12 protein-coding genes are annotated in these 16830 nt (G+C 59.9%); 6 read left to right on the forward strand and 6 right to left on the reverse strand.

What is annotated here, in order from left to right:
• Positions 1-24 precede the first annotated feature (24 nt).
• Positions 25-1197 carry a Fic family protein gene (locus tag I2G40_RS02085; protein WP_035136612.1) on the forward strand — a complete coding sequence of 391 codons (1173 nt, stop codon included), beginning with the start codon at positions 25-27 and terminating at the stop codon, positions 1195-1197.
• 353 nt (positions 1198-1550) lie between these two features.
• Here I2G40_RS02085 and pyrE read toward each other — a convergent pair whose 3' ends face one another.
• Complete coding sequence (gene pyrE, locus I2G40_RS02090; protein ID WP_148332521.1) at positions 1551-2231, reverse strand: orotate phosphoribosyltransferase; 681 nt, start codon at positions 2229-2231, stop codon at positions 1551-1553.
• 437 nt (positions 2232-2668) lie between these two features.
• Here pyrE and mgtA point away from each other — a divergent pair, with 437 nt between their 5' ends.
• Entirely contained in the window at positions 2669-5437 is a 2769-nt protein-coding gene (gene mgtA, locus I2G40_RS02095) for a magnesium-translocating P-type ATPase (protein WP_195544035.1), read from the forward strand.
• A 196-nt stretch (positions 5438-5633) separates the two neighbouring features.
• Here mgtA and I2G40_RS02100 read toward each other — a convergent pair whose 3' ends face one another.
• Entirely contained in the window at positions 5634-7154 is a 1521-nt protein-coding gene (locus I2G40_RS02100) for a helix-turn-helix transcriptional regulator (RefSeq protein WP_195544036.1), read from the reverse strand.
• Between the two features lie 420 nt (positions 7155-7574).
• Between I2G40_RS02100 and I2G40_RS02105 the strand changes: the two genes are divergently transcribed.
• From I2G40_RS02105 to I2G40_RS02120, 4 genes are all read left to right on the forward strand, one after another.
• Positions 7575-8240 (forward strand): hypothetical protein, encoded by a 666-nt coding sequence (locus tag I2G40_RS02105; protein ID WP_195544037.1) that lies wholly within the window; start codon positions 7575-7577, stop codon positions 8238-8240.
• Between the two features lie 24 nt (positions 8241-8264).
• On the forward strand, positions 8265-9587 hold the full coding sequence (locus I2G40_RS02110) for a hypothetical protein (protein ID WP_195544038.1): 1323 nt from the start codon (positions 8265-8267) through the stop codon (positions 9585-9587).
• A 48-nt stretch (positions 9588-9635) separates the two neighbouring features.
• Positions 9636-10877 carry an SPFH domain-containing protein gene (locus tag I2G40_RS02115; RefSeq protein WP_195544039.1) on the forward strand — a complete coding sequence of 414 codons (1242 nt, stop codon included), beginning with the start codon at positions 9636-9638 and terminating at the stop codon, positions 10875-10877.
• A gap of 80 nt (positions 10878-10957) precedes the next feature.
• Positions 10958-11806 (forward strand): hypothetical protein, encoded by an 849-nt coding sequence (locus tag I2G40_RS02120; protein ID WP_195544040.1) that lies wholly within the window; start codon positions 10958-10960, stop codon positions 11804-11806.
• A gap of 109 nt (positions 11807-11915) precedes the next feature.
• Here I2G40_RS02120 and I2G40_RS02125 read toward each other — a convergent pair whose 3' ends face one another.
• The 4 genes from I2G40_RS02125 to I2G40_RS02140 form a co-directional block, all read right to left on the reverse strand.
• Entirely contained in the window at positions 11916-12536 is a 621-nt protein-coding gene (locus tag I2G40_RS02125; RefSeq protein ID WP_195544041.1) for a response regulator transcription factor, read from the reverse strand.
• Entirely contained in the window at positions 12533-14032 is a 1500-nt protein-coding gene (locus tag I2G40_RS02130; protein ID WP_195544042.1) for a sensor histidine kinase, read from the reverse strand. The genes I2G40_RS02125 and I2G40_RS02130 overlap by 4 nt, the downstream gene beginning before the upstream one ends.
• Entirely contained in the window at positions 14029-15828 is a 1800-nt protein-coding gene (locus tag I2G40_RS02135; protein ID WP_195544043.1) for a histidine kinase N-terminal 7TM domain-containing protein, read from the reverse strand. The genes I2G40_RS02130 and I2G40_RS02135 overlap by 4 nt, the downstream gene beginning before the upstream one ends.
• A 253-nt stretch (positions 15829-16081) precedes the next feature.
• Entirely contained in the window at positions 16082-16726 is a 645-nt protein-coding gene (locus tag I2G40_RS02140; RefSeq protein ID WP_195544044.1) for a DUF4867 family protein, read from the reverse strand.
• Between the last annotated feature and the right edge of the window lie 104 nt (positions 16727-16830).

Below are 16830 nucleotides of genomic sequence, written 5' to 3' on the forward strand. Positions count from 1 at the left end.
GGCACTAAAGATATGGAGGGCGCGATGCAAATCGAGGAGAACGGCCAGGGAACGCTCCGCAATAATTTATCGGGGAAATTGGCTTACTATTCGTTTTTTCCAACGCCCTTGCAATCATTGAGGCAGCTAAACCTCACCGAGGAAACCTATCGCACGCTTTCCGCATGCTCACGAAAGCTTGGAGAGCTTGAAGGCATGCTCTACTTTGTTCCCAACGCCGACATGTATCTGACAATGTACGTGCGCAAAGAAGCACTCCTTTCTTCGCAAATTGAGGGAACCCAGTGCACGTTTGACGACCTACTTAGTCCATCGCAAACACAACTCCATCATAAAGATGTCGCAGACGTCGTGAATTACGTCCGTGCTGTCGACCGCGGCGTAGAACTGCTCAAAAAGATGCCCTTGTGCACGAGACTTCTTAGGCAAGTTCATGCGGTCCTGCTGGACGGAGTGCGCGGAACGGAGAAGAATCCAGGCGAGCTGCGCTCCTCACAAAACTGGATTGGCCCCTCAGGCTGCACCATTGCAACCGCATCGTTTGTCCCTCCAAACATTGAAGATTTGAGTAACACGCTCCAGGACCTCGAACGCTTTATCAATGAGCCTCAAGTCGAAATGGATCCGATTGTGCGGGCGGCGCTCGTCCATTACCAATTTGAAACTGCCCATCCATTCCTAGACGGAAACGGTCGCCTGGGCAGGCTTCTCATCACACTTATGCTCATCAATGATGGCGTTCTTCATTCTTGCTTGTTCTATCCATCGTTCCAGTTCAAGAAAAATCGAAGCGAGTACTACCGGCAACTCACATCCGTAAGGGAGAGAGGCACTTACGAGGAATGGATAGAGTTTTTCTGCAACAGTCTTCTCGAAAGTGCGAAGGACTCGGTAGGGTCCTTAAAAAACCTTGTTGACCTCCATAACCGTTCCACAGCAACCATTACCGAAAATCTCGGAAGGACTGCTGCAAACGGGCAAAGGCTGTTGGGCATTCTTGAAGAGCACCCCATCGTCGACACCGCATTCATCGCTGCCCAACTCGATATCGGCAGGAGTACCGCGAGCTCGCTCGTCAAATCATTTGAAGAATTGGGTATCCTCCGTCCTCTCGACGAGTCAAGACAGAGATACCGGCAGTACGGGTATGAAGAGTATCTTTCGATTCTCAGGGAAGACGCCGAGCCGATTAGATAGGCATCGCAGCCCAGGCAAATTAAAACGAGCGTGGATAATCTCCCACTTTGAGCCCGCACACAGGCCAAAACCGGGAGATTATCCACGCTCATTCCTGAGTAGTCATTTATGAACGTCCCCAATGACTACTCCGGCATCGCCGATGTTTCGGCAACGACAGCGAACGGGCCGCATTCGGAGCAAGACGACGCCGCAGGTAGAGAACGGACAGCGAGCGGGTCGCATTTGTGACAAGGTGACGTGAAACAAAAGGGCGCTGACCTTCTGGTCGCGCCCTTGAAGTTGAACGTCAGATTGTCCAAATGCGGCCCGCGCAGCGTCGAGCAGTTACGGCGTTTGGTAAAACGCCGTAACTAACGTGCTCCGTACTGCTCGTAGTAGGCGTCGATGGCGGTCTTGAGCTCGTCGTCGATGACAACCTTGCCGTCGATCTCGTGGTTGTAGAGGGTCTCGACGACCTCAGCCATGGAGACGATGCTCGCGACGGGGAAACCGTACTTGGCCTCGATCTCCTTCTGCGCGGTGGTCACACCGCCCTTGCCGACCTCCATGCGGTTGAGGGACACGATCAGGCCCTTGATCTCGACATCGGCAGCAGCCTTGACCTTGGGATAGGTCTCGTCGATGGACTTGCCGCTGGTGGTAACGTCCTCGACCATGACCACACGGTCGCCGTCCTTGGGCTCATAACCCAGCAGGTTGCCCTTATCGGCACCGTGGTCCTTGGCCTCCTTGCGGTCGCAGCAGTACTTGACCTCCTTGCCGTACAGCTCGTGGTAGGCAATTGCGGTCACGACGGCCAGCGGAATACCCTTGTAGGCCGGTCCAAACAGCACATCAAAGTCGTCGCCAAAGTTATCGTGGATGGCTTGGGCGTAATACTCGCCCAGCTTCTTGAGCTGATAGCCCGTCACGTAAGCGCCGGCGTTCATAAAGAACGGGGACTGACGGCCGCTCTTGAGCGTAAAGCTGCCGAACTTAAGAACGTCGGACTCGACCATGAACTTGATGAACTCTTGCTTGTAAGCCTCCATGCGGGCTCCTCTCGTAATTGCGTACGTGCTCTTCAGTTTAGCGCAGGCGAGGCGTCGATGTGGGCGCGCTTTGGAGCCACGGCATTCTGTAAAAGCTTTGTCAGGGGGAATGGTTTTCCGAACAATGGGGTTGACATGGCAAACCCCCTCATCAAGAATACGAGCGGATTAAAAAGGGGTACGAGATACCCAAAGCGCGCTGCGCTCAGCCTTTAGGAGGTGTGCCATGGAAGGCAGTCCTAGTCGAAAAACCTGCATGTCGCCCTCGGCACGCCGCGAGGACTCCGCACACGCATAAACGCCACCGGCAGATCGCCAAAACCACCACAAAGGCGCGCTGCACCCTTTGTGGGCTCAAGAGCTTGACGTGAGCGACATCTAGGTTTTTTGAAGCAAATACGACACGTACGCTAACTCCCTTCAACAAGGAGGACCCTATGCTGATGCTCAAAACCGTCACGGTACTCGAAGCCATCTCCAAGCGTCGCCGCACGGCGCGCCCTGCCGCTCGCACCGGCCTGTCCAAGAACACCATATTCGCCGCCACCCATAGTGCCGAGGACGCCCTCGTACTGCTTGACGCCACGGCAAACGGCCTCACCGTCGAGCAGGCAACTGAGCGCCTGAACGCCGTCGGCCCCAACACCATCGAGGCAACGACCAAAACGCTCGCCCGCCGCATCGCTGACGCGTTCATCGATCCCTTCGCCGGCATCCTCGCCGCGCTCGCGCTGGTCTCGCTCTACATCGACGTGCTCGCCGTGCCCGAGCCGCAGCGCGACCCCTCCACGGTCATCGTCATCGGCATCATGCTGCTGGTATCGGGCGGCATGAAGTTTATCCAGGAAGCCCGCAGCGGCAATGCGGCCGAGGCCCTCAAGGACCTGGTCTCCAACACCTGCACCGCCCTGCGCGACGGCGAGCGCATCGAGATACCCTTCGATGAGCTCGTCCCCGGCGATGTAATCCGCCTCTCTGCCGGCGATATGGTGCCGGCAGATGCCCGCATCATCACCGCGCGCGACCTGTTTGTGATCGAGTCCGCACTCACCGGCGAGAGCGAGGCCGTCGAGAAGACCACCGCCGCCACCGTCGTCGAGGGCGCCGACGGCTCCGCACTGCCACTCTCTGCCTGCAAGAACATCGTCTTTACCGGCACCTCCGTGCAAAACGGCGCCGCCATGGCGCTTGTCGTTGCCACAGGCTCGGACACCTACCTGGGCGGCATCGCCAAGATGCTCAACGGGCGCGGCGAAAAGAGCGCGTTTGACCGCGGCGTCTCGAGCGTCTCCATGTTGCTCGTACGCCTCATGCTCGTTATGACGCCGGCCGTCTTTGCCATCAACGCCGCCACCAAGGGCAACGTCACCGACGCGCTGCTGTTCGCCACGAGCGTGGCCGTGGGCATCACGCCGCAAATGCTTCCCGTCATCGTGACCACGAGCCTATCGCAGGGCGCCAAGGACCTCGCCCGTCGCCAGGTTATCGTCAAGGAGCTGCCGGCGATTCAAAACCTCGGCGCGATGGACGTCCTGTGCTGCGACAAGACCGGCACCCTCACCGAAGACCGCATCGTGCTCGAGCGCTATCTCAGCACCGACGGCAACGAAGACGCACGCGTGCTGCGCCATGCATTTTTGAATAGCTTCTTCCAAACCGGTCTCAAAAACCTTATCGACCTGGCCGTAATCGACCGTGCCGATGTGACGCCCTCGACCGTCGTGCCCGATTCTATGCTGGGCCAGAGTCTGCGCGACCGCTATACCAAGGTCGACGAGGTTCCCTTCGATTTCTCGCGCCGCCGCCTGAGCGTAGTTGTCGCCGACGCCCAAGGCAAAACCCAGATGGTTACCAAGGGAGCTGCCGAGGAAATGCTCGAGATCTGCTCCTTTGTCGAGGTCGATGGCATCGCCCAGCCACTCACCAACGAGAACCTCGCCCAGATTCGCAAGCAGGTCGCCGGACTTAACGCCGAGGGCCTACGCGTGATTGCCGTGGCGCAGAAGACCAATCCGCGCTGCGTGGGCGAGTTTGGCATCGCCGACGAGTGCGACATGGTGCTGATGGGCTTTTTGGCCTTCCTCGATCCGCCCAAAGCAAGTGCCGCGGGCGCCGTCGCCACCCTCGAGGCCAAGGGCGTGGCGGTCAAGGTCCTAACCGGCGACAACGACCGCGTCGCCGCCACCGTCTGCGAACAGATTGGTATCGATGCGAGCAACGTCTTGCTCGGCTCCGAGATCGATGCGCTCGATGACGCCGAACTTGCCGAGCGCGCCGAGAAAACCCACCTCTTCACCAAGCTCTCGCCGCTGCAGAAGGCGCGCCTGGTACGTGTCATGCGCGAGATGCTCGGCCACACCGTGGGCTTTATGGGCGACGGCATCAACGACGCCGCCGCCATGCGTGCGAGCGATTGCGGCATCTCGGTCGATTCGGCCGTCGATATTGCCAAGGAATCCGCCGATATCATCTTGCTTCAGAAGGACCTGGGCGTGCTCGAGCGCGGCATCATCGAAGGCCGCCGCACTTACGGCAACCTGCTCAAGTACCTCAAGACCACGGTGAGCTCCAACTTTGGCAATGTGCTGTCCGTGACCGTCGCGAGCCTGTTCTTGCCGTTTTTGCCCATGAGCGCCCTGCAGCTGGTACTGCTGTCGCTGGTCTACGAGATCGTGTGCATCGCACTGCCGTGGGACACCGTCGATGACGCCTGGACTGCCCGCCCGCGTGCCTGGGACGCCGCGTCCATCAAGGGCTTTATGCTCGAGCTGGGCCCCGTGAGCTCGCTGTTTGACATCGTGACCTTCGCCGCGCTCTTCTTTGTCGTGTGCCCCGCCGCCGTGGACGCAAGCTGGTCCGAGCTTGCCGCTGCGGGCGACGTCACGGGTATGGCGACCTTTGCTGCGCTCTTCCAGAGCGGCTGGTTTGTCGAGTCCATGTGGTCGCAGACACTCGTGGTCCACATGTTGCGCTCCCCGCATCTGCCGAGCCCGCGCGACCACGCCGCGCCCGCATTGTGCGTTCTTACCGTGCTGGGCCTGGCGCTCGTCACCTGGCTGCCGGCAAGCCCCATCGCCGATGCGCTCGGCCTCATGGCACTGCCCGCGAGCTTTTTCGCGCTGCTCGTCGGCATCGTCACCGCCTACATCGCGCTCACTCAGCTGGCAAAGCGCCGCTACATTGCACGCCACGGCGAGCTGCTGTAGCAAGCAGACGGAAAACACCCTGCCAGTTGCCGTTGCCACTACCACAGCTGCCAACGCCGCTGCCGTTGCCTCTGCCGCCGCCGCAGTCTATCCCCCCAGCAGTTGCGGTGGAATAGTTCCTGTTTAAAGCCCCGTGACTTTAATTTAGGGACTATTCCACCGCAACTTATTGGGAGATTAGCTAGTCCTTGGGTGTCTAGGACCAGAAGAAGTTGATGAGGGCCACGCGCGAGGCGGTGCCGGTCTTTTTGTTGATCGAGGAAATGTGACGATAGAGCGTGGAGCGCGAAAGGAAGAGCGTTGTGGCGATGTCCTGAACGCTCTGGTCCGAAACGACCAAGACCTCAAGAATATCGCGCTCGCGCTCCGTAAGCCCAAAGGTGGCGACGAAGGCATCGAGGCGCTCATCGGACGTGAGCTCCGCTGCCTCCACGGGCTCAGGGTCGGAGCATGTGGGCGCAAGATCCCCACCAAGATCGTCGGTGGCAAGCGGCAGTCCGTCCCGCATCGCGGCATCATCGGCTCGTTGCCCCAACTGCCCCAGCAGCGTAATCGCAATGCCCACAAACATCACGAGCGCCGCACCGACCGCAGCCAGCACATTTTGACTCGAGATAATCGCCACTGCCGGCGCCGTCACGAACATCGAGCACACGTTGTTGACGACGCGACCCATGCACGGCCAAAAATATGACCAGCGCGCATAGAGCGAGACGGCGGCATATTTTGTGGTAAAGAACACCACGAAAAAGCCCGAGCCCAGATAAAAGATGATCGTGGCAGCAAGCTCGTTGCCGCCATTGCCATCGACGATGAGCACAAAGAACGAAAGCGTGGACAGTATGGCGGCACATGTCATGCCGATATTCATATACGAGCGGCCGTGCAGGTCAAATAGTGCGCCAGCGACCAACGAGCTCACGACAAGCAGCAGGCGCGGCCAATCGCCCAAATCAACGGCTCCGGTAGCATGCAAGGTTGTGAGACCCGCGTTGAGAGCGGCGAATACGCCGGAAAGATACGCCGTCGCCACGGTCAGGCGAACTACGGCGCGACGGAATGCCGCCTTTGCCTCGGGATCGTCATGCCACTTGGCGCCATATTCCAGAGCATCTACCGAAAGCCCGGCAGCACTGGGTTCAAAGCTGGGATCGGACTCGTCGCGCAGCTTGGCGCGTCGGGCACCGTGGAGCAACGCCACCTGCGCGATCGCACAGACGACCAGAACAGCCTGCTGAGGAATGCCGACAGGCATCACCATGTGGTTGAGAACCTGCACCAGAACGCCCATGGCGTAAGAAAGTGCGGCGGCGCGCGCCAAGCAGGGCGTTCGCGCAAAGCGCCTCGCAAAATTTGCATGAGCAGTCGATCCGCAGTAGCCCAGCGCGCAGCACGCCACCAAACCGCCGGCAATTACCACCTCAACCTGAACCGCCATAATCAACAGCAGCAATGCCGCCACCAGCAAAACGCCCGTGACGTCACTCGTTGCGTCGATAGCATGGGGACGGCGATAGTACAGAATGGGACGCACAAAGAAGCCAATCACGCTCGCGCCGATGACAAGGCTCTCATAAATAACGACCTCGTTCGGAGACACGAACTCGGCCATGCGCACATCAAAAAGATACTCGCACGCCAAAAACGTGAAGAAGAACAGCGCCAGGCATATAATCTCCCGAATGCCCCGACGCAAATATGCGGTTGTGTCTCCCATGCCCCTCATGGTTAACCCCCAGTCGCTCAATTGTCTGGAAATCTATTTTAATAAAGAACCAGTCTCAATATCGAAGCCAGGCTCGAAATGCTGCCAATTCGACCCCAGCCGTCCACATCACGCCGCGATTTTGAGCCGCATGGACCAGAAGGGACACGCGCGATCTCTAGCTCGGCCAGGAGTGTCTCCAACTACCACTCATTTAAGTACGTCCCCAATGAGTGGTCCCCAATGAGTGCCCAATGAGTGGCCGAAGAGTGTCCCCCGCGACTAGTCGTTTAAGAACGTCCCCAATGACTAGTCAAAATGGGCCATGTGTCCCAGTTGTGGAGACTCCTTGAGCCGTCTGGGTATCGCGAAGGATCGCGCACTCCCCCATCATCAAAAGTGACACACGCTACCTGTTGATGGGAGGCAGCCATGGGCTTCTTTGACAAGATGTTCGAGAAGAAAGAGTGCGCCGGCAAGCTCTCCCCCTACTTTCACGGCTATCGCTCCAGCACCGCGGACGATATCCGTGAGCAACTCGCCTACCGCGAGGCCAACGCCGAGCGCCTGTCTTCGTTCAACCCCACGCGCACGCTTTCTGCCGGGCGCACCAATATTATGCTCGATGAGGACGCGGGCCTGCTGATCATCACTTCGCAGAGCCGCTGGCGCGACGCCAATCCCGACATCATCGAGTTCTCGCAGGTACTCGGCTGCGATATGGATATCGACGAGCAGCGCACCGAGATCTATCGCGAGACCAAGGACGGCGAGCGCGAGAGCTACAACCCGCCGCGCTACGACCTGGATTACGACTTTAACCTGACCATTCACGTCAACACGCCGTACTTTACCGAGATCAACCTGCGCGTGAACGACTCCACCATCGATCAGCGCGGTTCCATCGAATACCGCGAGGCCAAGCGCCAGGCAACCGAAGTTCGCGACGCCTTGGTGCAGCTGCGTCAGGAAACGCGCGACAGTGTCGTGGCCGCCAAGGCTCCCAAGACCGCGGTCACCTGCCCCTTCTGCGGAGCCACCACCATTCCCGATGCCAGTGGGCGCTGCGAATACTGCGGCGGCGCCATCGGCGCATAGCCTCCGGCAGCGAAAGGACCGATCATGGCCTTCGAGAGCGTCAACTATCAGTGCCCCGCGTGTGGCGGCCCCCTGCATTTTGCCAGTGCCGAGCAAAAGCTCGTCTGCGACTACTGCGATTCGCGTTTTGAAGTCGAAGAGGTCGAGGCCCTCTATCGCGAGCGCCAGGACAAGGCAGACGCCAAAGCCGACGCCGCAGCGGCGGCACCCAAGCCCGCGATCGACGCTGCGGTGCAGGAGCTCGCCCAAAACGCTGGCTATATCTGCTCGTCGTGCGGAGCCGAGCTAATCTCGGATGGCACCGTCGCCGTTACCACCTGCCCGTACTGCGGCAACCCCGCCGTGGCACCCGGTCAGCTCTCGGGCGACTTCTCACCCGACCTGGTGATTCCGTTTAAGCTCGGCCGCGACGACGTTATGGCCGCGCTCAAAGAGCACTACAAGGGCAAGATCCTGCTGCCCAAGAGCTTTGTCACCGGCAACCACATCGACGAAGTCCAAGGCGTTTACGTGCCGTTTTGGCTTTACGGCGCCCGCGTGGACGGCGAAGTGTGCTTCGATGCGACCAACGAGACCGTGACCGAGGAATCCGACCGCACCGTCACGACCACCGACCACTACGACGCCTACCGCAAGGGAAACATCTCGTTTAAGCGCGTGCCCGTCGACGGATCGTCCAAGATGCCCGACGGCCACATGGACGCCATCGAGCCGTTTGACTACGATGCCCTGCGCCCGTTTTCGGTCGCGTATATGCCCGGCTACATCGCCAACCGCTACGACGAGGACTGCGAAACCTGCAAGGCGCGCGCCGAACGCCGCATGGAGGAAAGCACGATCTCGGCCCTGCGCGAAACCGTCGTCGACGAATATGACGATGCCACGGTCGAAAGCAAGCAGCTCGACTACACCTGGGAAGACAGCGACTATGCCCTGTTCCCCGTGTGGATGCTTTCCACCTCGTGGAACGGCAAGAGCTACCTGTTTGCCATGAACGGCCAAACCAGCCGTATGGTCGGCGAGCTTCCTTGCTCCAAGCCCAAGCTCGCTATCGCCTCGGTGCTGTTCTTTGTGATCGGATTTGTCCTCTCCCAGATCCTCTTCATGGGTGAGAACGCCTTCGATCCGGATTACCTCACCTTTGATATCGAGGGCATCCTCATCAACATCGTCGCGCCGCTGATCATCGTGGTCATCGCAGACGTGCTGCTGGTGGGCCAGCTCAAGACGGCCAACGAGGCCACCCACGCCGATTGCTACTGTGGCGAGCTCGACCTGACCGAGAAGCACGACACCTTCAGCCACACCGAGACCACCGTTGTCATGAAGGACGACAAGGACGATTAACCATCCTGACCAATACCACCCGGCCTTTGACGAGAAAGGAAGATCACCATGGGACTCTTGAAAGCTGGATTGGGTGCTGCCGGCGGCGTCATGGCCGACCAGTGGAAGGAATTTATCTACTGCGAATCGATGCCCGCTGACGTCTTGGCCTGCAAGGGCAGCAAGCGCACCGGCGGCCGCAGCTCCAACACGCGCAGCGAGGACAACGTCATCTCCAACGGCTCGGTCATCGCCGTCAACGACGGCCAGGGCATGCTCGTGGTGCAAAACGGCAAGATCATCGAAGTCGCGCTGGAGCCCGGTGAGTTCGTCTTTGACACCGGCAGCGAGCCGAGCGTCTTTAGCGGCAACCTGGGCGACTCCATCAAGGAAACCTTTGCCAATATCGGCAGCCGCTTTACCTTTGGCGGCGACGCGGGCAAAGACCAGCGCGTCTACTTCATCAACACCAAGGAGATCATCGGCAACAAGTACGGCACCGCCTCGCCCGTGCCCTTCCGCGTGGTCGACAACAACATCGGTCTGGACGTCGACATCTCCGTGCGCTGCAACGGCGAGTATTCGTACCGCATCACCAACCCGCTGCTGTTCTACACCAACGTGTGCGGCAACGTGACCGATAGCTACGCGCGCGACAAGATCGACAGCCAGCTTAAGTCCGAGCTGCTCACCGCCCTGCAGCCCGCCTTTGCCAAGATCTCGGAGATGGGCATCCGCTACAGCGCCATCCCCGGCCACACCACCGAGCTCGCCCGCGCGCTCAACGAGGTCCTCTCTGCCGACTGGCGTGACCTGCGCGGCGTTGAGATCGTAAGCTTTGGCGTCAACTCCATCGCCGCCTCGCAAGAAGACGAGCAGATGATCAAGGACCTGCAGAAAGCCGCGGTCATGCGCGATCCCACCATGGCGGCAGCCAACATCGCCAGCGCCCAGAGCGATGCGATGCGCGCGGCAGCCGCCAACCCCAACGGCGCGATGGCAGGCTTTATGGGCATGGGCATGGCAGGTGGCATGGGCGGCATGAACGCCAGCCAGCTGTTCGCCGCCGGCCAGGCACAGCAGCAGGCCGCCCCGCAGCCGGCTCCGGCTCCCGCCCCCGCACCGGCTCCCGCCGCCGCACCTGCGGCCGGCACGTGGACTTGCAGCTGCGGCGCCACCAACACCGGCAAGTTCTGCTCCGAGTGCGGCAGTCCCGCACCCGCCCCGGCACCGGCAAAGTGGTTCTGCCCCAACTGCGGCAGCGAAAACGGCGGCAAGTTCTGCAGCAACTGCGGAACGCCCCGGCCCTAGCCCCTCTATCTGGTAATTGGCGGGGGATCCGCCACCCCCGCATTTGCTTCTATGGGTTTCGTTCGATAAAGGAGGACACCATGAAGACAACGTTCAAAAAGTCCGTACTCGCATTTCTGACATGCGTCCTGGCGCTCGCCTTTGCCCTGACGGGCTGCAGCGGCGGCGGCAAGGACCCCAAGGCCAACTTCGTCGGCAGCTGGCAGTACTCGGGTGGAACCTTGGATGGCGAAGAGCTCACCGATGAGTACATGGATATGCTCAAGGAGTGGGGCCTCAACTGCGTCCTGATCCTCGACGAGGACGGCACAGGCGTCCTCGATATGTTCCTTGAGGTCGCCGACCTGAAATGGGAAGCCAAGGACGCCACCACCGTAACGATCACCGCCGAAGATGAGTCGCACGATCTGAAGCTCAAGGACGACAAGCTCGTCCTTGAGGTGGACGGCGACAAGCTCATCTTTACCAAGTCCGACAAGGACCTGTCCGGCACGGTGAAGAAGGATCGCGAGGCGGCCGAGAAGGAAGAAGAGATCGATGAGGCCGTCGAAGACGACGACGTCCAGAGCATCGAAATCTCCCCCGCCGTCACCGTCGCCGATGACGACCTGTGCACCATCACCATCACCATCACCGAGAAGTTCAAGGACGACTGGGGCGACATCGGCTTTGTTGTTAACATCACCAACAAGAGCGACAAGGACCTGACCTTCTACGCTCCCTCCGGCAAGACCAATGTCAACGGCACCATGAAGGACCCCTGGTTCTCGGCTCACCTGATGCCCGGCACCAACGCCACTGAGGAATTCACATTCTCGAGCGGCGAGCTTGACAGCCTTGACGACCTGGTCAACACGACCATCGGCATCGACGCCTACCTGACCGATTCCTACGAGGACGTCGCCTCCTACAGCGCAACCATCGCGTAGCGGCATGTAACATCAGCCGCGGATTGGCGGACACATCCGCGCACACCAGACGGGGCCGCAGGAGTTAATCCTGCGACCCCGCCGTTTTTATGCCGATGCGCGACGAGCTTTAGCGCTCCATGTTGGGAACGATGCTGCCCTCGGTCACCGCGTGCACGGCCAGGCGCATGATGTTGTCGTAGCCGGTCTTGCTCAGGATCTCCGAGATGCGACGCTTGATGGTGCCCTCACTCATAAACAGCTCGGCCGCAATCTCGCGGCGGCTCTTGCCCTCGCAGGCAAGGCGCAAAATCGACAGCTCGACATCGTCGAGGGCCGCCGTGCCCGAAAAAATACTCTCGGGCGGCTTAGGAAACGTGCAGTAACCCGCCAGCGTGGAGCGCATCACGGCGAATAGCTCGTCGATACCGACGTTCTTGTACACAAAGCTGTCGACGCCCGCCTCGCGCGCCTGGTCCACAAAGGTGATTTCGGGCATGGTCGTCATGATAATGACGCGGCACTCGGGCAGTTGTTCTTTGATGCGCGCCGCCGCCACGATGCCGTTGGAATCATGCTCGGTGCATACGTCCATCAGTATCATGTCCGGGCGCTCCTTGAGCGCGACACCCAAGGCCTCGGAAGCATCGGCAATGGCGGAAACAACGGTCATATCGGGCTGGTCGCCAACGGAGCGCGCCAGGCTCTCGCGCAAGATAGCCTGGTCTTCGACGATAAGGACGCGAATCATGAGTTTCTCCTTTGAGCTGTGGCGCTGGCGTTGAGCGGGATGGACACCGCAAGCGTAAAGGGCGGGGCGGCATGGATTTCCAGGCAGCCGCCCAGATCTTGCGCGACATGCCTCATACCTGGAATACCCGTTCCCTCGCGATACGATACGGGTGCAGGCGCGCCGTCGTTAGAAACGGTCATCCGCGCAACAGCGCTGCCTTCCGACGTCTCCCGCCACAGGCGCACATGGACCCGATGGGCCTGTGCATGCTTGGTGGCATTGGTCGAGGCTTCGCGGATAATCTGCAGAAAGGCTGCGGCGACACGCGCGTCCTCAGGCAGCTCGCCCTCCACATCGATCTGCACGCTCACCAGGCCAAAGGCATGGACGATATCACCCAGCTGCTCTGCAGGCTCGCTGGCACCGCCACTGCGCAAATCGGCGGCAATTGAGCGCAGCAGCGGGTCGATCTGCTCGAGCGACTCGTCATCCAGGCGCCCCTCCTCCAGATAACGATGGAGGATGGACAGGCGCTGCCCGATCACGTCGTGCACGCGAGCGCGCATACGCAGATAGGCCGCATTGTCAGCAACTTTTTTGACTTCTTCGATCTGGGCTTGGAGCTCTTGGCCCGCAAGCTCAAGCAGGTGGTTGGCTTGCGCTAGGCGATCATGAGCATGCGCATACTCTGTTACATCCAGGCCGATAATGCGCTCAAAGAGGCGGCCCGAAACCATAACGTCATCGTGCACAAACAAGCGAATCTCGGCGGGAGAAACCTCGACCACCGCCCGCGCCTCACCAAAGCGGTCCAGATTAATCCGCACACGGTTCTGGCTGCTTTCGGGCATTTGCATGCTGAGTTTGCGCAGGCCGTTCCATGTACCGCTCATATCGCCTAGGTCGGTGGGCATATGAAGCTCCACCAGGTTTTTGCGCATGCAGCGGTTCATGAGCAGCGGACGGCCCCTCGGGTCCAGATACAGGATGCCCACGGGAATCACGTTGATGGTCTCGATCGTCGAGAACATGGTGATATCCTCCTGGCGGTTGCGGACATCCATCAAGAGCGCCGCGATGGAACGGAACAGGAAGAACGCTCCCTCTGCGATAAGGACAACGGTCCACGCCGAGCCCATGGCAAAAACCACCGGCGGTGTAACGGTGACAACAAGCAGCAGCTCGACCAGCATGACGGGGCGACGATAGCGCACCATAAGCACCACGCCGTAGGCAAAGATCACGGCATTGAGCCACAACGCTCCGCCCATTGCCCTGGCGCAAACGTCAAGCGGCGCCACCAGATATGAGCCAGACGACGCGAACAAGATGAGCGCCGAAATAACTAGGTGAAGCACAAGGCTCGCCTCGTAGGCACAAATCACCTTACGGTTATAGGACGAGCGGCGCGATGCGATGAGCGGGACGTGGATAGTCTGCAGACACGCAGCCAGGGCAAAGACAACATCGAGCGCAACGATTTGGGGAAGAATGAGCGAAATCTGCATCGTCACTCACCCGCCCTCGGCATCAAGACGATCATGCGCAGCTGGCCGGGCTCGCCCTCAAGGCGGTATGCCACGTTGCGCCCTTGCAGAGCGCTATCGAGCTCTTGCGCAGCGGGCGTCTGCGAAAGATCTGCATCATCGTTGGAAAAAAGCGTGGCGCGTAGCTCGACACTGCATCGGTCATGGTCGCCCAAGTGATACATAAGCGCCGGATGGTCGGTGGTGTAGGCAAAAAACGCAAAGTCATACACGCAGTCGTACAGGGCGCTTACCGTACTGGCGTGCATCGGGCGCCGTATGGCGATAATCGAGGCGCAATCGATATCGATGGTGCGCAGGTCGCTTGCGAGCTCGTTGGCAATGAGCTGAATGCGGTCGCGATCAAAACCGCTCTCCCCGTGCTGTGCCAACGTGAGCGACCCCTTGCGCTTGCAATAGGCGACGAGCATCTTGGCGCGCTGCAGCATGCGGTAACGCTCGTGCGAAGACGATTCATCGGTCAACGGCGGCAGCGAGCTCAGCAGGTCGTACATCCCTTCGAGCGCGCGGGCAAGCGCCTGGTCCACGTCTTGGACCAGCAAGGTCTCGGCCTCTTGGTCTGCCAGGTGCGTCTTAAGGTCGTAGTCGGCGGCGAGCAGCTCATTTTGACGCTGCAGCTCCATACGACGATGTGCCAGTTCACGGTTAAGCTCGTTGAGATCCGACACGTCTTGGGCAAGCAGGGCCGATCCGCCCAGCAGTGGAAAGGCACGGTACATCACATCGGGATTGGACTTCACGGCAAAGGCATGGGCATGCCCGTGTTCCTGGGCTCGCAGCTCTTCGCACACGCCCGCCGGCATTGGCTTTGACACCGGCGTGGCATAGACCTCCTGCAGGTCGCGCGTTAGAACTTTGAGGTCAAGCGGCAAGGTGTCGAAAATGCCGGCGATGTCGTGATATGACGGAACGACACCGCAATCGAGACAGATTTCCATCGCCACCACGCACAAGACGCAATAGACGAGCGAGAAGTTGAGCCTCCATGCCCAGGGCACGCGCAACGCATATGAAATGGCAAAGAACGCGCCGCCCAGCAGCACGAGCGCCGCCGTGCCCGAGAAACGTTGGATGCGAAAGGACGAGGACCGGCCCACCAGGATAAAAAAGGCCACAAAGTTAAAGGCCGTCCACACGAGGACGGCGAAATAACCCCAGCCGTACGTGTAATCGTTGCTCCAGGTGTCGCTTGTACGGTCAAAGTGGAAGACCTGCTGGTGAAAATCGTTGGTGAGCACAAATCCGATAAGCAGGATAGCCATAATCCACAGCGCAGCGCAGTAGCGGCGACCCAGGCGGTGTTGCTCCAGACCCGCAAGGCGCAAACCACACAACTGGTAGAGCAGCGGAATGAGCGTCATGGGCACGTAGTACAGGTACCACAGCACGGTGGCATAGAACGGCGTGAACGACTTGTACTTGAGAATGACTTCGATCATCCACAGGGCGCAGATGGTGGCGATGGCAACAAGGCGGCGGCGCAGCACATAGTCCAAACAGCGCAGATAGACCGATACGCCCCAAATTGAAAATACAATTGCGGAGACAAGCAGCGGGAGAGAGCTCGAATGGACGAGCGCATCCGCGACCTCTTCGGACACCTCGCTATAGGCGGGCGCGGCGTTAGAAAGTTTGGGGTCGAAGGCGAACAGTGCCGGCAAGACTGCCAAAAGTATGAGGAACAGCGCAGTGATGACGCCGGCGATAGCAAAGACGCGGTGGCGGTACATCCGATGTGTTATGCCAACAAGGAATCGCGGCATGGCGAAGAGCCTGCCACCCCTGGGATCCGCCACGGGTGCGGATCGGGCGGCCGCGTGGCCGATATGTCGCTCGCGGGTACCCATAGTGCTTTTAGTGTACCGACAGATGGGTCGAAAAAGCGGGCCGCATGTCCCAAAATCCGCAGACGGCAAGGCGCCCGGCAGCCTCCCCCGTCTGGCACTTCCCGATATCCGCCCGCCCCAAACCACCGCAAAGGAGACAGGCACCTTTGTGGTGGTTTGGGGCGATGCGCTAGTCCACGGTGATGTCGAGATTTTTGCCGATGAGGCCTACGTAGCCGCCTTCGGCTGCCTTGGGGCTGTCAGCATGGCAGAGGACCCACTTGTCGGCCTTCCAGTAGCAGTAGCTGTCGCCGGCCGTGGGCATGTCGGCCGCAGCCTCGGGGCGCGGGCCGTTGGTGCCGGCGGGCAGCGCCACCATCACCTGGAAGCCACCGTCGTCGACCATGCACGGCGTGTAGTGGAGCGTGGTGTTGAAGACTTCGACGACCGTACCCGCCGGCACGCGAAACGCCTTGACGCACGCGGTGTCGAGCTTGCCGTCCTCGATCTCCCAGCGATGCGCCACGAGCAGGATAAAGTCGCGAGCGCCCAAGTTGAATTCGCTCGCGCGGTGATACTCCAGGCAGTTGAGTCGTGTATTGTGGCCGTTGCACCAGCCGAGCTGGAAGGGACGGCCACCAAACATGAGAAAGCCAAGCTTGTCGGCATCCTTGACGTCCTCGAGCTCCGGCGCACTCGCAACGTACTTGCTGCCCTCGGGAATGGGCGTGGCAGAGAGCGCCTCGAGCACGGGCGACGTAAGCTCGGACGGAACGTTATCCCAAACGTTGCCATAGGACTTGAACTCGGGATCGTTGACAGAGTAGATATGCATGTTCGCTCCTGTTCGTTTATGTGACAGTATGAACATTCTAGAACAAACATAAGCGATTTTAAACACTCGTCCCGACCACTCAGCAAAAAGGCACCCCCGCATAA

It is taken from the genome of Collinsella aerofaciens (genome assembly GCF_015558785.1).
GTDB classification, from domain to species: Bacteria; Actinomycetota; Coriobacteriia; order Coriobacteriales; family Coriobacteriaceae; genus Collinsella; species Collinsella aerofaciens_P.